The 19354-nt window shown below is 59.0% G+C and carries 14 protein-coding genes, 1 pseudogene and 2 riboswitches; of the genes and pseudogenes, 11 read left to right on the top strand and 4 right to left on the bottom strand.

The features are described 5' to 3' along the window. Positions 1-427: 427 nt before the first annotated feature. Entirely contained in the window at positions 428-2194 is a 1767-nt protein-coding gene (locus QE453_RS21955; RefSeq protein WP_004443992.1) for a glucan ABC transporter ATP-binding protein/ permease, read from the bottom strand. Between the two features lie 335 nt (positions 2195-2529). Here QE453_RS21955 and QE453_RS21950 point away from each other — a divergent pair, with 335 nt between their 5' ends. The 6 genes and pseudogenes from QE453_RS21950 to QE453_RS21925 all read left to right on the top strand — a co-directional run bounded on the left by QE453_RS21950 (position 2530) and on the right by QE453_RS21925 (position 11061). After that, a complete protein-coding gene (locus QE453_RS21950; RefSeq protein WP_004443990.1) occupies positions 2530-3267 on the top strand; it encodes a LuxR family transcriptional regulator in 738 nt (245 codons plus the stop codon). Positions 3268-3372: 105 nt separating this feature from the next. Continuing rightward, the gene (gene pyc, locus QE453_RS21945) at positions 3373-6834 is read left to right on the top strand and encodes a pyruvate carboxylase (protein WP_004443988.1); all 3462 of its coding nucleotides are present in this window, start codon (positions 3373-3375) and stop codon (positions 6832-6834) included. A 122-nt stretch (positions 6835-6956) separates the two neighbouring features. Next, positions 6957-7736, top strand: a complete 780-nt coding sequence (locus tag QE453_RS21940) for a DeoR/GlpR family DNA-binding transcription regulator (RefSeq protein ID WP_108081837.1) — start codon at positions 6957-6959, stop codon at positions 7734-7736. Between the two features lie 33 nt (positions 7737-7769). After that, positions 7770-8961: pseudogene (locus QE453_RS21935) on the top strand (MFS transporter). Between the two features lie 120 nt (positions 8962-9081). After that, positions 9082-10332, top strand: coding sequence for a flavodoxin-dependent (E)-4-hydroxy-3-methylbut-2-enyl-diphosphate synthase (gene ispG, locus QE453_RS21930; protein ID WP_045533408.1), 1251 nt, complete (start codon positions 9082-9084; stop codon positions 10330-10332). Between the two features lie 66 nt (positions 10333-10398). Further along, entirely contained in the window at positions 10399-11061 is a 663-nt protein-coding gene (locus tag QE453_RS21925) for an OmpA family protein (RefSeq protein WP_004443979.1), read from the top strand. 31 nt (positions 11062-11092) lie between these two features. Here the strand turns inward: QE453_RS21925 and QE453_RS21920 are convergent, their stop codons facing one another. Continuing rightward, complete coding sequence (locus QE453_RS21920; RefSeq protein ID WP_045533406.1) at positions 11093-12007, bottom strand: polyprenyl synthetase family protein; 915 nt, start codon at positions 12005-12007, stop codon at positions 11093-11095. Between the two features lie 237 nt (positions 12008-12244). On the opposite strand from QE453_RS21920, the gene mtgA reads away from it, so the two are divergent. After that, positions 12245-12892: a monofunctional biosynthetic peptidoglycan transglycosylase gene (gene mtgA / locus QE453_RS21915; protein ID WP_220360067.1), complete on the top strand. Its 648-nt coding sequence runs from the start codon at positions 12245-12247 to the stop codon at positions 12890-12892. Between the two features lie 15 nt (positions 12893-12907). On the opposite strand, the gene QE453_RS21910 is transcribed toward mtgA, so the two are convergent. Both QE453_RS21910 and metA read right to left on the bottom strand, forming a co-directional pair. Beyond that, on the bottom strand, positions 12908-13927 hold the full coding sequence (locus tag QE453_RS21910; protein ID WP_045533404.1) for an aldose epimerase family protein: 1020 nt from the start codon (positions 13925-13927) through the stop codon (positions 12908-12910). A 76-nt stretch (positions 13928-14003) separates the two neighbouring features. Continuing rightward, complete coding sequence (gene metA, locus QE453_RS21905) at positions 14004-14930, bottom strand: homoserine O-succinyltransferase (RefSeq protein ID WP_022556978.1); 927 nt, start codon at positions 14928-14930, stop codon at positions 14004-14006. 84 nt (positions 14931-15014) lie between these two features. Continuing rightward, positions 15015-15091, bottom strand: a riboswitch (SAM riboswitch). A gap of 89 nt (positions 15092-15180) precedes the next feature. Between metA and QE453_RS21900 the strand changes: the two genes are divergently transcribed. The 4 genes from QE453_RS21900 (at position 15181) to thiB (ending at position 19352) form a co-directional block, all read left to right on the top strand. Then, on the top strand, positions 15181-15834 hold the full coding sequence (locus QE453_RS21900; protein WP_309778006.1) for a thiamine diphosphokinase: 654 nt from the start codon (positions 15181-15183) through the stop codon (positions 15832-15834). A 4-nt stretch (positions 15835-15838) separates the two neighbouring features. Then, the gene (locus QE453_RS21895; RefSeq protein ID WP_309778005.1) at positions 15839-17665 is read left to right on the top strand and encodes an ABC-F family ATP-binding cassette domain-containing protein; all 1827 of its coding nucleotides are present in this window, start codon (positions 15839-15841) and stop codon (positions 17663-17665) included. Positions 17666-17752: 87 nt separating this feature from the next. After that, positions 17753-18145 (top strand): VOC family protein, encoded by a 393-nt coding sequence (locus tag QE453_RS21890; RefSeq protein ID WP_004443965.1) that lies wholly within the window; start codon positions 17753-17755, stop codon positions 18143-18145. Between the two features lie 45 nt (positions 18146-18190). Further along, positions 18191-18301, top strand: a riboswitch (TPP riboswitch). 37 nt (positions 18302-18338) lie between these two features. Then, complete coding sequence (thiB, locus tag QE453_RS21885; RefSeq protein WP_137069030.1) at positions 18339-19352, top strand: thiamine ABC transporter substrate binding subunit; 1014 nt, start codon at positions 18339-18341, stop codon at positions 19350-19352. Positions 19353-19354 lie beyond the last annotated feature (2 nt).

The following is a 19354-nucleotide window of genomic DNA, read 5'->3' as shown; positions in this document are numbered from 1 at the left end:
GGCGTCTGGGGCATGGCGCCTATACGGCGATACAGGGCCGGCAAGAACGCTCAATGGGCGGTCAATGCGAAGCAAGGCACGATGGCAGCAAATCGAGACCGATAGACGATTTCACATATTCCGACGCATGAAGGGCAGATGCTGTACAGAGACTTCTTGGTCCCCCGTGGCTACAGCATCACCCGTGAGGCGATGGATGCATCGCAGACAGCGCGATGGGGAATAGAGTTTTCCAAGCCGCAAGCTCCGAACGAGATCGACCGAGAAATTGAGCTTCTCAGCACAACGGCTGCAAAAATTCGGTGGTGAATATGACGATTGGGGGACTGACGTAGAAGCTTCGTGATGTCCCGATATTTTCGAAGCAGACAACGAAAAAGGGCGGACACGACAGTGCCCGCCCTTTTTGCATTCCATTCGTTGAGCCTCAGGAGGCTATCGCCTTTGGCCGGGGCTGCTGGCCTTCGTCTTCCGTCAGCAGGCCGCTGGTGCGCAGCAGCGAGGTAAAGCGACCGCCGCGTTGGCTTAGCTCATCGAAAGTGCCCTTTTCGATGATCCGGCCCTGATCGAGGAACAGAACGAGATCGGCATCGCGGACAGTGGAAAGGCGATGGGCGATGATGAAGGTCGTGCGGTTCTTTCTCAGCGCATCCACTGCGGCCTTCACACGGGCTTCGGTTTCCACGTCGAGTGCACTGGTTGCCTCGTCGAGAACCAGAATGGGGGCGTTCTTCAGGATCGCACGGGCGATGGCGATACGCTGGCGCTCGCCGCCGGACAGGCGGTTGCCGCGTTCACCAACCTGGGTCAGATAGCCGTTGATGCGGCTGTCGATGAAATCCGTCGCCGCAGCGGCCGCCGCTGCTTCCACCACTTCGGCATCGGTGGCCGATTCACGACCAAGGCGTATATTTTCGCGGATCGAGCGGTTCAGCAGGCCGGCATCCTGAAACACCGTGGCGATGGAGTTGCGGAGCGAATTTTTCGTCACCGTCGAAATATCGGTCCCATCGATCAGGATCTGGCCGGAATCGGGATCATAGACCCGCTGCAGCAGGTTGATGAGCGTCGTCTTGCCGGCACCTGTCGGTCCGACGATCGCGATCGTCTCGCCGGCCCTGGCCGTAAAGGAGACATCGTGAACGCCCTGCTTGGTGTTGGCAAAACCGAAATTGACATTGCGGAATTCCACGGTGCCGGAGACATTCGACAATTCACGGGCATCGCCCGGTTCTTCCCGTTCCTTGACGGAATCCTCGAGGACGAAGAAGTCCTCAAGCTTGGCGCGGGCTTCGAAAATCTGCGTCACGAACTGGCGCATCTGGTCCAGACGGCCTATCAGGAGATTGGCGAAACCGATGAAGGCGATGACGTCGCCGACGCGCAGCTCGCCGTTCTTCACCAGCACGGTGCCGATCACGAGAATGATCATCATCGAAACGGTGGAGGCCGTGCGGTTCAGAGCGCTCGCAAAGGCCCACCAGTCGAGCACGGGATATTGCGCACTTAGAAGCTTTTCGGTGAAGGATTTCAGCGCTTTGGTTTCAGCCTCGATGCGGTTGTAGCTGTGCAGTACGGAAACGTTGCTGATGGAATCGCTGACATGGGCAAAAACGCTGTGATAATGCTCTTCGACCGAAGCCTGACCATCCTTGGTGCGGCCCATCACCCATTTGCCGATGAACCAGTAGACGATGCCGAGGCCAATCAGCACGAAGCTGAGGCGCAGGTCCATGGACATGGCGGTGGGCACAAGCAGCACCAGCGCGACGAAGGTCGCGAGATGGGTGCGCATGAATTCCAGCCATAGGCCGAAGAGCGTTTCGCTGGCGCGCAGGAGGGTGTGCAGGGCATTGGACGTACCGCGCTGATGGTGCCAGGAAAGCGGCATCGAGATGATGCGCCCGAAGGCCTCCGTCAGGAGCGAAGCGCGCCTGCCATGCGCCAGCCGGTCGGCTTCGCGGGCGACGGCTACGTAAGCCACGGTGTTGAAGACGCCGAACCCCGCCCACAATATGAGAATGGACGTGACATTGGAGCCAGAAGAAATGGCGTCGATGATCCGGCCGAACAGCACGGGTTCGGCAATGGTGATCGCTGCAAGAATGACGTTGGCGATGACGACGACGGCCACACGCCATTTATGAACGGTCAGATAGCGCAGAGCGCGTGTATAAACCTGAAACAAGGTCAAATTTTCAATCCAGTCCGGGCGTCTTTTCGAGCGGTTGATTGTTCGGCCTCAATACGATGCTACTTTAGCAAGGTTGCATGAGACGGCGAATTTTGTGTAATTATCGCTCTTTCTGTCTGAATGGCGGCTTAACAGATTGGCCGTCCATGCGAACCGAAAAAACCTCCCGGTGTTTCCCGGGGCCTGCCGTCACAAGATTTCGCATCTTCGTTTCAGGGATTGCTAACGACGATATGTTCAATCTCACCCGACCGGCGCCCGAGTAACATGACGTCATCGCGGGACCATGTCCTTCGTGTCATCCCCTTCAAGCCAAGTCCGGACCATGTGTCTTTATGCATGATATTCTTCACTTCATCTCTGCGTGTTACCAGGCGGGAAACGCCGAACGTGTGCGTTCAGAATTTGCAACGCTCATTCGGGAATATGGTTTCGAATATTTCCTTGTCAGCAGACGCATGACCGGCGAGCTGGCCTCCACCGGCCAAATCCTTGCGCAACATTTGCCGGAAGGCTGGATAGAGGTCTACAGGGCCAAGAAATACAACCTCGTCGATCCCGTCCGCAAAGTCATCGGCATGGTGCACAAACCCTTTCATTGGAAAGAGGCGCTGGAGGGGCTTCCCCGCGCCATGCATCGGAAAAGGGCGAGCGTGTTTTTCCACGATGCCGGCCGTTACGGCTTGCAGGGCGGTTATGCTTTTCCCGTGCATGGACGGGCGGGATTCATAGGTGCCGTGTTCATAGGTGGACAGGACCGGCAATTGCCCTCCTTGCAGGTGGAACTGCTCGATGCAGCGACCCGGGCGGTCTTCTGGCGCCTGCTCGATCTTTCAGGTCAGGCACATGATCTCAGCAATATTCCAGACGGTTCCGCTCTTGAGCTGACACGGCGTGAGACGGAAGTGCTGGCGCTGATGGCGGATGGCATGACATCGGCGGAGATCGGCCGCAAGCTATCCATCTCCAACCATACGGTCGACTGGTATATAAACGGGATTCAGCGTCGTTTCAGCGCCAAGAACCGGCAGCACACCGTCGCACTCGCGTTCCGCCATGGCTTGCTGAGCTAGCGCAAACAGAACAGTTCTCGCCGGAATTGCCCTTTCCAAGACGGGGTTTTGCTGCTTAATTCCGCAGTGCAGCAGAATTTTGTTTTGGCGTGTGGGGAGACCGTCTTGAAAATATCGAAAATACTTGTTGCCAACCGATCCGAAATTGCGATCCGCGTTTTCCGGGCAGCCAACGAGCTCGGGATTAAAACCGTTGCGATTTGGGCGGAAGAGGACAAGCTGTCTTTGCACCGCTTCAAGGCGGACGAGTCCTATCAGGTCGGCAGGGGGCCGCATCTCGCCAAGGATATGGGACCGATCGAGAGCTATCTTTCGATCGAGGAGGTTATCCGCGTTGCGAAGCTCTCCGGAGCGGACGCGATTCATCCCGGTTACGGTCTTCTGTCTGAAAGCCCCGAATTCGTGGAGGCCTGCAACAAGGCGGGCATCACCTTCATCGGACCGACGGCGGATACGATGCGCCAGCTCGGCAACAAGGTTGCAGCGCGCAATCTCGCGATTTCGGTTGGCGTTCCCGTTGTTCCCGCCACCGACCCACTGCCGGACGACATGGCGGAAGTGGAGCGTATGGCCGAGGAGATCGGTTATCCCGTCATGCTCAAGGCCTCCTGGGGCGGTGGTGGCCGTGGCATGCGCGCCATCCGCAAAAAGGAAGACCTTGCCCGCGAGGTGACGGAAGCCAAGCGCGAGGCCAAGGCCGCCTTCGGCAAGGACGAAGTCTATCTCGAAAAGCTGGTCGAGCGTGCGCGCCACGTCGAAAGCCAGATTCTCGGCGACACGCACGGCAATGTCGTGCATCTGTTCGAGCGTGATTGTTCGATTCAGCGGCGTAATCAAAAGGTCGTCGAGCGTGCGCCTGCGCCCTATCTGTCGGAAGCGCAACGTCAGGAACTGGCCGCCTATTCCCTGAAGATCGCCGCCGCGACCAGTTATATCGGTGCAGGCACGGTCGAATATCTGATGGATGCCGACACCGGCAAATTCTACTTCATCGAGGTCAATCCGCGCATTCAGGTGGAACATACCGTTACGGAAGTCGTCACAGGTATCGATATCGTCAAGGCGCAGATTCACATTCTGGAAGGCGCCGCCATCGGCACGCCGGAATCCGGGGTGCCGAGGCAGGAGGATATCCGCCTGAATGGCCACGCCCTCCAGTGCCGCATTACGACGGAAGACCCGGAACACAATTTCATTCCGGATTATGGCCGTATCACCGCTTATCGCTCCGCTTCAGGCTTCGGTATCCGTCTGGACGGCGGCACGTCCTATACTGGCGCTGTCATCACCCGCTACTACGATCCGTTGCTTGTGAAGGTGACGGCCTGGGCGCCGCGGCCTGACGAGGCGATCAACCGTATGGATCGCGCTTTGCGCGAATTCCGTATCCGCGGCGTGGCGACCAACCTCACATTCCTAGAGGCCATCATCGGCCATGACAGTTTCCGCAACAATACCTATACAACGCGCTTCATCGATTCGACGCCCGAGCTTTTTGCCCAGGTCAAACGGCAGGACCGCGCTACCAAGCTTTTGACCTATCTCGCCGATGTGACCGTGAACGGCCACCCGGAAACTAAGGGACGCGCAAGGCCCTCGGACAAGGCGGCAAAGCCCATCGTGCCCTATATCGATGCGCCGACGCCCGACGGCACCAAGCAGTTGCTGGACAAGCTCGGCCCGAAGGGTTTCGCAGACTGGATGCGCAACGAAAAGCGGGTACTCGTCACGGATACGACGATGCGCGACGGACATCAGTCGCTGCTTGCGACCCGTGTCCGTACCCATGATATCGCCCGCGTCGCCAGCGCCTATGCCAAAGCGCTGCCACAGCTTCTGTCGCTGGAGTGCTGGGGCGGTGCTACATTCGACGTTTCCATGCGCTTCCTGACCGAAGACCCGTGGGAGCGTCTGGCGCTGATCCGCGAAGGTGCTCCCAACCTGCTGCTGCAGATGCTTCTGCGCGGGGCAAACGGCGTCGGGTACAAGAACTACCCGGACAACGTCGTGAAGTATTTTGTCCGTCAGGCCGCAAAGGGCGGCATTGATCTTTTCCGTGTCTTCGATTGCCTGAACTGGGTGGAGAATATGCGGGTCTCGATGGACGCCATCTCGGAGGAAAACAAGCTCTGTGAAGCGGCCATCTGCTACACCGGAGACATCCTCAATTCGGCGCGTCCGAAATACGACCTGAAATATTACACCAATCTCGCTCAGGAACTGGAACGCGCAGGCGCGCATATTATTGCCGTCAAGGATATGGCGGGCCTGCTGAAACCGGCTGCCGCCAAGGTTCTGTTCAAGGCGCTGCGGGAAGAAACGGGTCTGCCGATCCATTTCCACACCCATGATACGTCAGGAATTGCCGCAGCGACGGTTCTTGCCGCCGTGGATGCGGGTGTCGACGCTGTCGATGCCGCGATGGACGCCTTCTCCGGCAATACGTCGCAGCCGTGCCTTGGTTCGATCGTGGAAGCGCTTGCCGGGTCGGAACGCGATACGGGCCTCGATACCGAATGGATTCGCCGCATTTCCTTCTATTGGGAGGCCGTGCGCAACCAGTATGCGGCTTTCGAAAGCGATCTCAAGGGGCCGGCGTCGGAAGTCTATCTGCACGAAATGCCGGGTGGTCAGTTCACCAACCTCAAGGAACAGGCGCGTTCGCTGGGTCTCGAAAGCCGTTGGCACGAAGTGGCGCAGGCTTATGCCGATGCCAACAGGATGTTCGGCGATATCGTCAAGGTGACGCCGTCTTCGAAAGTCGTCGGTGACATGGCGCTGATGATGGTCAGCCAGGATCTGACAGTGGCCGACGTACAGAATCCCGAGCGCGAGGTCTCTTTCCCGGAGTCCGTGGTTTCCATGCTGAAGGGCGATCTCGGACAATCGCCCGGCGGTTGGCCGGAAGCCCTGCAGAAAAAAGCGTTGAAGGGCGAAGCGCCCTATACCGTTCGTCCGGGTTCACTATTGGCGGATGCCGATCTCGATGCCGAACGGAAGACCATCGAGACCAAGCTGGAGCGCAAGGTCGATGATTTCGAGTTCGCGTCCTATCTGATGTATCCGAAGGTATTCACGGATTTCGCGCTCACCGCCGAAACTTATGGTCCGGTCTCGGTGCTTCCCACCCATGCCTATTTCTACGGAATGGAGGATGGCGAGGAACTGTTTGCAGATATCGAGCGCGGCAAGACGCTGGTCATCGTCAATCAGGCTTCATCCGGCGTTGACGACAAGGGCATGGTGACGGTGTTTTTCGAAATCAATGGTCAGCCGCGCCGTATCAAGGTGCCGGATCGGACGCATGGTGCTTCCGGCTCTGCCGTACGCCGCAAGGCCGAACCTGGCAACGCGTCGCATGTCGGGGCACCGATGCCGGGTGTCATCAGCCGCGTCTTCGTCAATCAAGGCCAGGAGGTCAAGGCTGGCGATGTGTTGCTCTCCATCGAGGCGATGAAGATGGAAACGGCGCTTCACGCCGAGCGGGATGGCAAGATCGCGGAAGTTCTGGTGCGCCCGGGCGACCAGATCGATGCGAAGGATCTACTGGTCGCTTACGCGGAATAAATACATTCGTCGATCGAACAGTTAGACGCCCGCCTTCCCGGCGGGCGTTTTTTATTGCGTTTCCCCGAAAACTCGAATATGCATGTTCATGCACGTTTATTCCTGTTTATGCATGAGTCTGTATGAGTGATCATTTCGTCAGCGAGCGGCAGGCGCTTATCCTCGAGCAGTTGCGGCAGAACGGCCGTGTGCTGGCGCAGGACCTCGCTCAAAACTTTGGCGTTTCTGAAGACACGGTTCGCCGCGACCTGCGAGAGATGGCGGCCCGTGGGGAATGCATGCGCGTTTATGGCGGCGCCCTGCTCTCGGATAGCAAGACGGTGCCGCTGAAGACGCGGATCGCCGAGGATGCGGACCGCAAGGCTCTGCTGGCCCGCGCCGTTGTCCCGCTTCTCAAGCGGGGCATGGTCGTTTTCATCGATGCCGGTTCGACGAACCTCGCCATTGCCAGGGCGATCCCGGCTGGTCTCAATGTAACGGTGGTGACGAATACGCCCGCCATTGCCGCCGAACTCACGGGGCGGGCGGATATCGATCTTGTGCTGATCGGTGGCAAGGTTGATCCCGCCGTTGGTGCGGCAATCGATGCAATGGCGCTGCGGCAGCTCGAATTGATGCGACCCGATCTCTGTGTTCTCGGGGTCTGTGGTGTCGCGGTCGAGACCGGCCTGTCGGCCGATGTCTTCGAGGATGCCGTTTTCAAGCGGCTCGCCTGCAGCGCCAGCCAGCGGATTGTCGCTGCAATCACCACCGAGAAGCTGGGGCATAAGGCAGCGTTCCAAGTGCATGATTTTTCCCCGCCGCTTTCCCTTGTGCTGGAACGGGATGCCGACCGCGTGTTGGTCGAGGGCGTGTCCAGCCGAGGCGTAGACGTTTATTGCGGCGACGATGCCGTCGCCTGATTTTCCCATGGTCAAGTCTGAAGGATATAGCCGATGAATGGCCCCACCACATTTTCGCAGACGGGTGCACGCTCGTCCTATCTGACGCGTCATCGTATCGGCGTTTCCCTGCTGTTCTTGATGAACGGGTTCATGATGGGATCATGGGCGCCCAAGATTCCCGAATTTGCGGCGCGTCTTTCCCTTAGTGAAAGCGCGCTTGGTCTCATCATCCTGGTCTTCGGTATCGGCTCGCTGGTTTTCATGCCGATCGCCGGCTCGCAGATCGCCCGTTTTGGCTCCCGGACGGTCAGTCTCGTGACCGCGGCGATCTTTCTGCCCACACTGCTTTTCATCTCCTGGGCGGGAACCGTCTGGGCCGGGGTAATCGCGGTTTTCCTGTTTGGGCGGCCTGACGGGAGCGATGGATGTCGCCATGAATGCCAATGCGGTAGCGGTTGAGCGCGATATGCGCCGCGCCATCATGTCATCCTGCCACGCTTTCTGGAGCCTCGGCGGCCTCATCGGGGCCGGTCTCGGCGGTTATCTCATCACGGCCATCGGCGTGCAGGGGCATGCCATTGCGCTGACGGTCATCGCATTCGTGCTGCTGATCGTGGCATGGCCGCGTGTGCTTGCAGATCGTCCGCACCCGGAGGAAGAGCGCCCGAAAGGCGGCCTGCCGCTGACGCCGCTGCCGTGGATCATCGGCCTGATGGCCCTTTTCTCGATGATCCCGGAAGGCGCAATCCTCGACTGGGGCGCTCTTTATCTGCGCAACGAACTCGGAGCTTCGGTGTCACAATCCGGCTTCGCCTTTGCGGCTTTCTCGATGACCATGGCGGCCATGCGTTTTGCCGGCGATCTGGTGCGCGACCGCTTCGGGGCTGTGACGACCCTGCGCTTCTGTTCGGCCATGTCGATTATCGGTCTTCTTATCGCCGGTATTGCGGGAAATTCCACCATCGCGATCGTTGGCTTCGCGATTGCGGGCATCGGCATCTCCAACATGGTGCCCATTGCCTTCTCGGCGGCGGGCAATATGCCGGGCCTGGCACCGGGAATCGGCCTTTCGGTCGTCACCACCATGGGTTATTCCGGCATTCTGGTGGCGCCATCGGCGATTGGCTTCATTGCGGAACATACCGGTCTCGCCAGCGTCTTCCTGTTTCTCCCGTTACTGCATGTGGTGGTTCTGCTACTTTCGCGGCTCGCCCGTCATGCCGACGGTGCTGGCAAGGAATAGGCGTATCGAATTTTGCCATGATTGCGGTAAAGTAGAAGCTCCAGCGCGTTGGGTGTTGACAAGAAGTCCCCCTTGTTTCACCTCAATTGCAAGACCTTGCCGCAAGCTCCAGAGACCGCCATGACGTCACATGCCGATTACGACCCGAAGCCCCGCCGCGCCTCCGTCGCCGTAGACGTCGGCGGCGTCATCGTCGGTGGCGGCGCACCCGTCGTCGTGCAGTCGATGACCAATACCGATACGGCTGATATCGACGCCACCGTCAGCCAAGTGGCGGCGCTGTTCCGGGCAGGTTCGGAAATCGTCCGTATCACCGTAGACCGTGATGAGAGTGCGGCCGCCGTGCCGAAAATTCGTGAACGGCTGCTGCGTCTTGGGATGGATGTGCCGCTGGTCGGTGATTTTCATTATATCGGCCACAGGCTTCTGGCCGACCATCCGGCCTGCGCCGAAGCGCTGGCGAAGTACCGCATCAATCCGGGCAATGTCGGTTTCAAGGACAAGAAGGACAAGCAGTTCGGTGAGATCGTCGAAATGGCGATCCGTTACGACAAGCCCGTTCGCATCGGTGTCAACTGGGGATCTCTGGATCAGGAATTGCTGACTACGCTGATGGACAGGAACAAGGAAGAGGGCTTTCCGCTTTCCGCCCGTCAGGTCACGCGGGAGGCCATTGTTCAGTCGGCGCTGATTTCCGCCGAGCTTGCCGAAGAGATCGGCCTGCCGCGCAACCGTATCATCCTCTCGGCCAAGGTCAGCCAGGTGCAGGACCTGATTGCCGTCTATTCGATGTTGTCTGAACGCTCCGACCATGCCCTCCATCTCGGTCTCACGGAAGCCGGCATGGGTTCAAAGGGTATCGTCGCCTCGTCCGCCGCCATGGGTTATGTGTTGCAGCATGGTATTGGCGATACGATCCGCGTGTCACTGACGCCTGAGCCGAATGGCGACCGCACCCGCGAGGTGCAGGTGGCGCAGGAATTGCTGCAGGTCATGGGTTTCCGTCAGTTCATTCCGGTGGTTGCGGCATGTCCCGGCTGCGGGCGTACCACGTCGACGGTATTTCAGGAACTGGCCCAGAACATCCAGAACGATATCCGCAAGAATATGCCGGTCTGGCGTGAAAAATATCCCGGCGTCGAGGCATTAAATGTCGCCGTCATGGGTTGCATCGTAAATGGTCCCGGTGAAAGCAAGCACGCGGATATCGGCATTTCGCTGCCCGGAACGGGCGAAAGCCCGGCGGCGCCGGTCTTCATCGACGGAGAGAAAGCTCTCACTCTGCGTGGCCCCAACATAGCCGCTGATTTCGAAGCGCTTGTGACCGATTACATCGAAAAGCGTTTTGGCCGGAAAGACGCAGCGGAGTAACGAGTAGCGTGAAAAGGCCGCAATTCCACTGTCATACCTCCTGACCCTTTCGGAGCATCAAAACACATGATCAAAAAAATCGCGATCGTCGCCCTTTGCGGCACCTATCTTTCCGCCTGCACCACCACCGATCCCTATACGGGCGAGCAGAAAATGTCGAACACGGCCGGCGGCGCGGGTATCGGCGCTGTTGTCGGTGCGCTCGGCGGTCTGGCTGTGGGCGGTTCGCCGGTCGGACGCCGTAACGCTGCCCTGATCGGTGCCGGCATCGGCGCGCTCGCTGGCGGCGCCATCGGCAATTACATGGATGGCCAGGAAGCGGAACTCCGCGCGCAGCTTCAGGGGACCGGCGTTTCGGTGACCCGCCGTGGCGACAGCATTGTTCTCAACATGCCGTCGAATATCACCTTTGCCACGGATCAGGATCAGGTCATTCCGCCCTTCTATCAGACGCTCGATTCCGTTGCGATCGTGCTGAACAAGTTCAACCGCACGCTGATCGACATCAACGGCCATACCGACTCGACCGGTAGCCTCGCCCACAATCAGGGGCTTTCGGAACGCCGCGCCGCGTCGGTTGCCAACTATCTCGGCGCACGCGGTGTCGATCAACGACGCATTTCAACACTTGGCTTTGGGCCTTCGCAGCCCATCGCCTCGAACGCAACGTCTGATGGTCGCGCCCAAAACCGCCGTGTGGAAGTGTTGATTTCGCCGCTCAAGGGCTGATCGACTTGAGAGGCTGAGCGGGAAAACCCACTCAGCTTTTTCGTTCTGCGATAAATCTGGCGGCCGCGGTGAGAATCGCGGCCTTTTCGCCATAGGGAGCCAGGAGTTCGCTGGCCTCTGCCACCTGTTCCTGAAGTTTGCGACGCGCCCAGTCTTGGCCGCGCAGCGCCACCAGCGTTCCCTTGCCGCGTGCGGCATCCTTGCCGGTCGCCTTGCCCATGGTGGCGGCGTCGGCCGTCAAATCCAGGAGATCGTCTGCCAGCTGGAAGGCGAGGCCGATTTTTTCTCCAAAGAGGCGTAGCCTCTGCCTTTCGCAATCATCGCTACCGGCGATGATTGCGCCCGCCTCGCAGGCGAAGCGCAGCAGTGCGCCGGTTTTCATAGCCTGCAATGTAATAATGCCGATTTCGTCCGGTGCGTTCTTTTCCGCGGCGAGATCAAGCGCCTGCCCGCCGGCCATGCCGCCGATGCCCGCTGCGCGGGCAAGCGAAAGCACGAGCGCGGCCTTGCGCCCGGCCGCGAGCGGATTTTCTTCCGATGCAATGATATCAAAGGCCAGCGTCAGCAGGCTGTCGCCAGCGAGGATGGCGGTCGCCTCGTCGAATTTGCGATGCACCGTTGGCTGGCCACGACGCAGGTCGTCGTCATCCATAGCCGGCAGATCGTCGTGAACCAGCGAATAGCAATGGAGGCATTCCAGCGCGGCACCGGCAAAAAGCGCAGCTTCTCCATCTCCGCCGAGGAGTGCGGCGCTTTCGATGACGAGGAAGGGCCGCAGGCGTTTACCGCCGTTCAGCACGCCGTGGCGCATGGCCTCAAGCAGGTTCTGCGGGCGCGCGATCTCGTCCGCGCGCGTCTCGCCGGAGAGCAGGCGGCCAAGCAGGGCTTCGGTCCTGGCGGCGTTCTCACGCAGCCGTGTTTCGAAATTCGTCATCTGAGCGTCCATGCCGCGCTCTTTGGCACGCCGAGCGAATGCAGGCAAACCTTTTCGTGATTCCCCAACTCAACTGTCGCGCCGGACTCGCCTTGAAGACGGCAATGGACTATGAAAGGCTTCAATTGGCGTGGGGTGCGGGGACGGATAGTGAGCAGTACGCCTGAAAGCGACGCAGATTACGCCGTGCTGGCGGAAGACCGGAGCAGTCCGAAGGTGGATTTTCGCACGTTGGCCAAGCGCATCATCATGACCTTGCTGGCATTGCTCATCCTGCCTTATCTGCTGATTCCGGTTTATGCGTTGCCCTTCATCCGGCCCGTGTCGACGCTGATGCTTGCCGATCTGGTCACGCTGCAAGGCTATGACAGGCGCTGGGTGCCACTAGAGGATATTTCGCCGCGCCTCGTGCAATCGGTGATGATGTCCGAGGATGGGCAATTCTGTTTTCACGGCGGGGTTGACTGGAACCAGATGCAGTCCGTGGTCAGCAATGCGCTCGACGGGGCCGCGACGCGCGGCGCCAGCACCATCCCGATGCAGACGGCCAAAAACCTGTTTTTATGGAACGGTCGTTCGTTTCTGCGCAAGGGACTGGAATTGCCGCTGGCGATTGCCGCCGATTTCGTCTGGTCAAAAAAGCGGATGATGGAGATTTATCTCAACGTCGCCGAATGGGGACCGGGTATTTACGGCATCGAGGCTGCCGCCCAGCACCACTTCAAGGTGCCGGCCGCCAAGCTCAGTTCCCGACAGGCCGCACTTCTGGCCGTTTCGCTTCCCAATCCCATTGATCGTGTGGCCAGCAAGCCGGGGCGCGGGTTGCAGAGGCTCGCCGGCCTTATCGAGCGCCGCGCCCGCGCCTCGGGCAGCTATGTCGGCTGCGTGCTGGATTGATACCAGCGCGCCGCTTCAGCCCTTCTTGAAAATATAGTCGGTTTTCTGGCGCAGCGTCTCGCCCGGCCGTAGTATGGCATGCGGAAAATCAGGGTGGTTGACGGCATCCGGCCAGATCTGTGTTTCCAGGCAGAAACCGGCAAAGGGACCGTAGTGACGGCCATCGAGGCCCGGAACGGGAACGTCCAGTTTGAAAGCCGAATAAAACTGCACACCGGGTTCGGTGGTGTGAACCTCGAGAGCTATATCGGAGGCTGGCGAATAAGCGCGGGCGACCCTGCGCTTGGCGCGGCGCTCGGGCGAAAGGCAGAAATTATGGTCGTAGAGAACCTGCTCACCATTTTCGCTGCGCCGCATCGGCGTCGGGTGGCGAAGGTCGAAGACGGTGCCTTCGACGGAGCGGATTTCGCCGGTCGGTATCTGCTTGTCGTTGGTGGGCAGGTAAAAGTCAGCCGCGATGCTGATCTCATGCCCAAGTGCGGTGTCGGCGCCATCGAGATTGAAATAGGAATGCTGGCACACATTGGCGATGGTCGGCTTGTCGGTCACCGTTTCATAGACCACCGACAGCACGCCGCCGTCACGGATCGTGTAGGTGGCTGTGACCGTGCAGTTGCCGGGATAACCGGCACGGCCATCGGGGTCGATGATCTGCAGAACCGCGTGGCTTTCGCCGTGTTCCATCAGCATCCAGTTGCGTTTGCCCATGCCGTCGCTGCCGCCGTGCAGGTGGGTTACGCCTTTTTCATTCAGTTCCAGCTGGTATTCGTGACCGTCGATCGAAAATCTGCCATTGCCGATGCGGTTGGCGTTACGGCCGGGTGTGGCGCCGAAATAGGAGGAATATTTATAATCCTCGAATTTGTCGAAGCCGAGAACGAGCGGCGGCTGGTGACCCTCAAGGCGCAAATCCTGGATGACGGCACCCCAGGTAATGACCTTCGCTGTAAGCCCACCTTTCGAAATGGTGACACGCTCGACCTTTTCGCCCGTTGCCGTGAAACCAAAATTCTCCCGTGCTGCCCCGTCGCTCATAACATCATTCTCCCGGTTGCCATGAATTGCCGGGCGGACGTTGCGTCATTTCCCGGCAATTCGCAATCCCGCAAATTCAGGCCGCCAGCTGGCCGATGGCCTCGAGTTCATACGGTGTGGTCTGGTATATCTCGTTGATCCAGTTTCCGAAAAACAGATGGGCATGACTGCGCCAGCGGTTAAGGGGCGCGAGTTCGGGGTCGTTATGCGGAAAATAATCATGCGGCAGCTTGATCGGCACGCCGGCGTGAACATCGCGGAAATACTCTTCCGAAAGCGATGTCGAATCATATTCGACATGATTGAACATATAGAGACGGTTGCCTGCCTTCTCATGTACCAGACATACACCCATTTCCTCCGACTCCATGAGGATTTCGAGTTCCGGATGTTTTTCGATGTCGGCGCGGCGCACTTCCGTCCAGCGTGACACGGGAACCTGGAAATCGTCCGAAAAACCATTGAGATAGATCGACGAGGGGCAAAGATTGCGGTGGCGGTAAACACCGAAAGCCTTTTCCTTCAGCTCGTATTTAGGCACGCCGTGGAAGTGATAGATGGCGGCCATCGCGCCCCAGCAGACGTTGAGGGTCGAATGGACATTGGTCCGCGTCCACTCGAAAATCTTTTGCATTTCATTCCAGTAGGTGACGTCCTCATAGTCCAGCAGCTCAATGGGAGCACCGGTGATGATGAAACCGTCGAACTTGCGGTGACGCACCTCTTCCCACGTCTCGTAGAAGGAGAGGAGATGTTCTTCCGGCGTGTTCTTGGCGCGATGACCGCCGATGCGCACAAGCGACAACTCAACCTGAAGCGGCGAGGCGCCAACGAGGCGCGCCATCTGGATTTCCGTCTTGATCTTGTTCGGCATGAGGTTGAGAAGCCCGATCTGGAGCGGGCGGATATCCTGCCGGATGGCCGCCGTTTCGGTCATGACCCGCACGCCCTCGTGAACGAGGGTCTCAAAGGCGGGAAGCGTATCGGGAATCTTGATCGGCATGTCGAACTCTCTTTTCCGGATCACGTAAAGAACGTTGCGAAAACAAAAAAACCGGCAGCGGAAATCGCGACCGGTCCCAGGAAATTGCCTTTTTCCTCGACCCTTTAGCGACTTCTTTAAAGTGGCTGCAAGCCGGTCGGCAAATCACCACTAAGGCGTTTCATAATCCCGAAGCCGACGAAAATCAATATGGACGGTTTTCGGAGGCTTTCGGCTTTCCATTTTCGGCCGAGGTGCGATAAGGCAGGGCATGGATAAAGCGCACTTCACCATTCTGCTCGGCGGCGATGTTTCGGTTACTGATCGTCTCAGGGACGCGGTCGCGGGTAGCCGCGTGATCGCGGCTGATGGCGGCATGCGCCACGCCCGGCCGCTTGGCCTCACACCGGAGTTGTGGGTCGGGGATTTCGATTCCGCCAGCAAAGAGTTGCTGGATGCCTGGACCGGTGTGACACGGCAGCCTTACCCGGCAGCAAAGGCGGTGACCGATGGTGAGATAGCGGTCTCGGAGGCGCTCGCCCGCGGCGCCGGTACGCTGGTGCTTGTCGGCGCGCTCGGGGGTGCACGAAGCGACCATGCCCTCCAGCACCTCCTTTACGCCGTCGCGCTTGCCGAACGTGGTCTCGATGTTTCGCTCACCTCCGGCGAGGAAGAGGCCCGGCCGCTGCTCCCGGGCTCGCTTGATGTCTCTCTACCCGCAGGCTCGCTTTTCTCGGTGGCCGGCTTCACAGCCCTGAAGGGGCTGGATATCGGCAATGTGCGTTACCCGCTGGAGGATTTCGCGCTTGCTTTCGGTTCCTCCCGCACTATTTCCAATGTCGCGAATGGCGGCCCTGTGCATTTTTCGCTTAAAAGCGGAAAAGCCATCGTGCTCGCCCGCCCTTATGATCTGACCGGAGCCTGACGCCTTGGCACCCCCTATTTTGAAACTCGATGACATCAAGCTGACCTTCGGCGTTACCCCGCTGCTGGACGGCGCCAATCTCCAGGTGGAGCCGGGCGACCGCATCTGCCTTGTTGGACGCAACGGTTCCGGCAAGTCCACGCTGATGAAGATCGCAGCGGGCCTTGTCGAGGCCCAGTCGGGCGAGGTTTTCCGTCATCCCGCTGCAACCATCCGTTATCTGGAACAGGCTCCGGATTTTGCCGGTTACGATACCGTTCAGGCCTATGCCGAGGCGGGGCTCGGGCCTGGCGACGATGCCTATCGGGTTACTTATCTTCTCGAGCATCTCGGGCTTACGGGTCAGGAAAACCCGGCAAACCTTTCCGGTGGTGAAGCGCGCCGCGCGGCGCTTGCCCGTGTCGTGGCGCCGGAGCCCGATATTCTGATGCTGGACGAACCCACCAACCATCTGGATCTGCCGACAATCGAATGGCTTGAAAGCGAACTCCAGCAGACGCGCAGCGCGCTGGTGCTGATTTCGCACGACCGTCGTTTTCTCGAACGGGTTTCGACCTCGACCGTCTGGCTCGATCGCGGCCAGTCCCGCCGTCTCAATCGTGGTTTTGCCCATTTCGAGGAATGGCGTGACAAGGTGCTTGAAGAGGAAGAGCTTGAACAACACAAGCTCGGCAAGGCCATCGAGCGCGAAGAACACTGGATGCGGTATGGCGTGACTGCAAGGCGCAAGCGCAACATGCGCCGTGTCGGTGAGCTTCAGGCCATGCGGGCGGAATATCGTGGGCACAAGGGGCCGCAGGGGACGGTGCAGGCGACCGTCACGGAAGGCCGGGAGTCCGGCAAGCTGGTCATCGAGGCGGAGGCTATCACCAAGGCTTACGGTGAGCGCATGATTGTCGCGCCGTTCTCACTGCGGGTGCATCGCGGCGATTGCATCGGTCTCGTCGGACCGAATGGCGCGGGCAAGACAACGTTGCTGAAGATGCTCACCGGCCAGCTTGAACCAGACAGCGGCTGGGTGAAGCTCGGCACCAATCTCGAGATCGCAACGCTTGACCAGAAGCGCGAGGAGCTCAATCCCAACGATACGCTCGCACATTATTTGACCGACGGCCGGGGCGACAATCTTCTCGTCAATGGCGAGGTGAAGCATGTCACGGGTTATATGAAGGACTTTCTGTTCCAGCCGGAACAGGCCCGCACGCCCATCCGCAACCTTTCCGGCGGCGAGCGTGCAAGGCTCATTCTGGCGCGTATTCTCGCCCGGCCGACCAATCTTCTGATTCTCGACGAACCGACAAACGATCTCGATATCGAAACGCTGGATCTATTGCAGGAGATCGTTGCCGGGTTTTCCGGCACGGTCATCCTTGTCAGCCACGACCGTGATTTTCTTGACCGTACGGTCACTTCCACCATCGCGCCGGCCAATCCCGATCAACCGGACGGACGCTGGATCGAATATGCCGGTGGCTATTCGGATATGATGGCGCAGCGCAAGGGAGCTGCGGAAGAGAAACGAAAAGCTGAGAGACAGGAAAAGGCGAAAGCCGCACCTTCAGCCCCGTCTTCGCAGGAGCCTGGAAAGGCCAAGGCCAAGCTTTCGTTCAAGCAGAAATTCGCCCTCGAAAATCTCCCCAAGGAGATGGAGAAGGCGCAGGAAGAGATTGCAAAACGCGAGCAGCGCATGGCCGACCCGGAACTCTTCGCCAAGGATCAGGCGGCCTTCAACAAGCTGGCGCAGGAAATGGAAAAGCTGCGCGAAAAACTTGAGGCCATGGAAGAGGAGTGGCTGGAGCTGGAGATGCTGCGCGAGGAACTGGAAGGCTGAGCCGATCTTTCCGGCCACACCGCCATCCGCCTTTGACAGGACGGCGGAAATGCCGTTTGCTGTCCCGGTTCGGAGGAGTTCAACACCATGCGCATGATCTTCGTCAACCTGCCCGTCAAGAATATCGAGACATCGAGAGCCTTCTTCACGACACTGGGTTTCACCTTCAATCCGGAATATTCCGATGACCGCACGCTCTGCATGATTGTCGAGGAGAATATCTTCGTCATGCTCCTTCAGGAAGAGCGTTTTCGTGATTTCATCAACGGCGACATCGCCGACGCCAAGCGGAGTACCGAGGTACTGACCTGTCTTTCCGCCGGAAGCCGGGAGGAAATCGATCGTATGATCGAGGCCGCGCTCGCGTCAGGCGGCAGCCGCTGGAAACCCGTTCAGGATCACGGATTCATGTATGCAGGCAGTTTTCAGGATCCCGACGGCCACGTCTGGGAACTGGTGCACATGGCGCCGCAGGGTTGATGGCAGCCATCTTGCCAAGATGGGTCGGCGGGACTACACCATTATCTTGATCTAACGGGGTGTCTTTCGCGCTTGGGCGCAAAAGGCTGAGAGGCTTGCCAACCCGAAGAACCTGATCCGGTTCATACCGGCGGAGGGATTAGACGGCTTTCATGCAGGCGGCTATTTCCCTCCTCGTTTTGAGGAGATATTCGTGCGCCGTCGTGTTTTTGTAAATTCCATCATTGCCGTTTCCATGCTTCTGCCCGGGTTCGCAGTTGCGCAGGAAAAACCGGAACTGACGGTCTATACCTATGAGAGCTTCGTTTCTGAATGGGGTCCCGGTCCCAAAATAAAGGAAGCTTTCGAGAAGGTGTGCGCTTGCACCGTCAATTTTGTCGGCGTGGCGGACGGCGTGGCGCTTCTCAACCGGCTGAAATTAGAAGGTGCGGGGTCCAAGGCGGATGTCGTCGTGGGACTTGATACAAATCTGGTCGCGGAGGCGAAACAGACCGGCCTTTTCGATGTCAGCGGCGTTGATGCATCAGCGGCCAAGGTACCCGGCGGCTATGAGGACGATGTGTTCGTTCCCTATGATTACGGCCATTTCGCTATCGTCTATGACACCCAGACGCTGAAAAGCCCACCAGCGAGCCTCAAAGAACTCGTGGAAGGCGACCCTGCCCAGAAGATAGCCATTCAGGACCCGCGCACCTCGACGCCGGGACTGGGGCTGCTTCTGTGGGTGAAATCGGTTTATGGCGACCAGGCGCCGGAAGCCTGGGCAAAGCTCAGGAAGCGGATCCTTACCGTTACGCCGGGCTGGTCGGAGTCCTACGGGCTCTTCACCAAGGGGGAGGTGCCGATGGTGCTGTCCTACACGACTTCGCCCGCCTATCATATGGTCGCCGAAAAGTCCGATCGTTATCAGGCCGCAGCTTTCTCCGAAGGACATTATATCCAGATCGAAGTGTCAGGCCTTCTCAAAAACGCGCCGCACAAGGATCTTGCAAAGCAGTTTCTCGCATTCACCCTCACCTCCGGTTTTCAGGATACCATTCCCGAAAACAACTGGATGATGCCGGTTGCGGCAACCTCCGCCCCCCTGCCGGAGGCCTTTTCCAGGCTCGTTGTGCCGCAGAAGACTTTCCTGATGCAGCCGGAAGAGGTCGCGAAAAACCGCAAGGCATGGATAGACGAATGGCTGACGGCCATGAGCATGAATTGAAG

This window comes from Agrobacterium sp. SORGH_AS_0440, from assembly GCF_031453135.1.
Lineage (GTDB): Bacteria > Pseudomonadota > Alphaproteobacteria > Rhizobiales > Rhizobiaceae > Agrobacterium > Agrobacterium pusense.
This window is presented reverse-complemented; position numbering and strand designations above follow the sequence as displayed.